Origin of the sequence: Pseudoalteromonas piscicida (assembly GCF_002744175.1) — a bacterium.
GTDB lineage: Bacteria > Pseudomonadota > Gammaproteobacteria > Enterobacterales > Alteromonadaceae > Pseudoalteromonas > Pseudoalteromonas piscicida_B.
This window is the reverse complement of record NZ_NKHF01000139.1, coordinates 1-1,561: the sequence shown is the minus strand read 5'-3', so window position 1 is coordinate 1,561 and position 1,561 is coordinate 1. Positions and strand designations below refer to the sequence as shown.

3 protein-coding genes are annotated in these 1,561 nt (G+C 36.1%); all 3 read right to left on the bottom strand.

Going from position 1 to position 1,561, the window contains the following annotated elements; translation table 11 throughout:
* Nucleotides 1–266: 266 nt before the first annotated feature.
* A complete protein-coding gene (locus CEX98_RS22120) occupies nt 267–881 on the bottom strand; it encodes a hypothetical protein (RefSeq protein ID WP_099644129.1) in 615 nt (204 codons plus the stop codon).
* Nucleotides 866–1,285 carry a hypothetical protein gene (locus CEX98_RS22115; protein ID WP_099644128.1) on the bottom strand — a complete coding sequence of 140 codons (420 nt, stop codon included), beginning with the start codon at nt 1,283–1,285 and terminating at the stop codon, nt 866–868. The genes CEX98_RS22120 and CEX98_RS22115 overlap by 16 nt, the downstream gene beginning before the upstream one ends.
* A gap of 48 nt (nt 1,286–1,333) precedes the next feature.
* A partial coding sequence (locus tag CEX98_RS22975; protein ID WP_172439837.1) for a hypothetical protein occupies nt 1,334–1,561 on the bottom strand: 228 nt, incomplete at its 5' end.

Below are 1,561 nucleotides of genomic sequence, written 5' to 3'. Positions count from 1 at the left end.
GGCGAGTTGGGAGTCAAGTAAAACTTAGGTTTTGAGGCTTCGAAAAGAAACTTAAAATTAAGTGTTGACAACAAAATCGGGTTGAGTAAAATGCACACCCCTCGAGACGCGAAAGTGACCGACTTCTGGGGTCATCGTTGCGAAAGCATTGTTCGAAAAAAGAAACATTGCAATTAAAGTTATCAATAAATTTTTCATTTCTTCACTAAATAATTAAAAGTAAAAATCAGACCTGAAAAGCGTGAGACCTAATTAATTTTCAATTATTATTCAACCACCTTAACAACATCATTTATTATAATGCTATTTTTTTCATATGAAAAGTAAATTTTCCAGCGTGAATTATCATCCGAGACTTTAATTGAAAAGCTATTCATTTCAAAAGAAGTGTATATTGGACTCACCACCTTAACATCACCAACTTCATGGGAAAACTCATTTATACTACCATCAAAATAGAACTTAAAAAAACTTACCCGTTCTTTCAATGCTAGCGACTTATCAGATTTAAGTTCTGATATAAATTTAAAAATACTTTTAAATGCTATTTCCTCTACCCTTTCATCTACATATATACTAGAAGTAAAGTCGCAGCTTTTATCAGATATCTGCCTGCCGGTTAAAGCAACTTCAGATTTTGAATTGAGCCTTTCAACCACACTATAGAAATTTTTTATGCAGATATTTTCCTTCAAATATGGAGTTTGTAAAAACACAGTGTTCCCACATTCAACTTGAAACTCTCCTTTAATAGGATAAAGTGCCGCGTTTAATTTTTTTACATGGCTCTGGTTTAATCCCTCTGGGCTACAGCTTAACTTTAAGGGACCACTAGCTAAGCTTGTGATGAACAAAAGCTTAAAGCCTAAAATTGCCACCATGACTTTTCCTCTGGTTTATTAAAATATTTAAGCATGCTTTTTTGCTCTTGATTGAATTGAAAGGAGACATCTGAATCAGATGAATATTTCGCCGTCGTACCAACCTTGTAATAACTCATAAAGTTTTTAGTGTGATTACTTTGATGAGTCAGGCTATAAGCGTGTCCTAACTCATGCTTAAAGTTCCTCTGAGCGGAGTTATTAAGATGCTGCCGACTTACCGAAATAGTTCTGCTGCTTGGATCCCATTCACCTATAGCACTTCTATTATCCCCAACTTTACCATTTCTAAAAACAAGTTTAGCACCACCTTGACCAGAAGTTAGTTCATGAGTTACATCTAAAATATCACCATTTTGTTCTGTCAATTCATTAAAGTTGTCAATTGCACTCTTACACTCCACTGATGAGCCAGAACAGGACCACTTTACTAATCCTGTTAACTTCTCACCTTATAATTCGATTGGCAATTTAGACTTAGTATTGTAAGTAAGCTTAGGTTCAGGGTCTGGTCCATCATCAGATTGCAGAGACTCTTTCTTAGCACCATGTGAATGCCCATCCGTATCAACTGCTCCCTGCTCTTTTCCAATACTATTCACGGCCATACCAATACCAGCCATCGCTAGGTTAAGCGCCTGATCTTGCGTCCAACTCTTCGCATATCCACCTACAAAGGT

Coding starts and splice junctions, on each gene's coding strand:
- CEX98_RS22120 (WP_099644129.1), bottom strand. CDS start 881: ATGGTGGCAATTTTAGGCTTTAAGCTTTTGTTCATCACAAGCTTAGCT.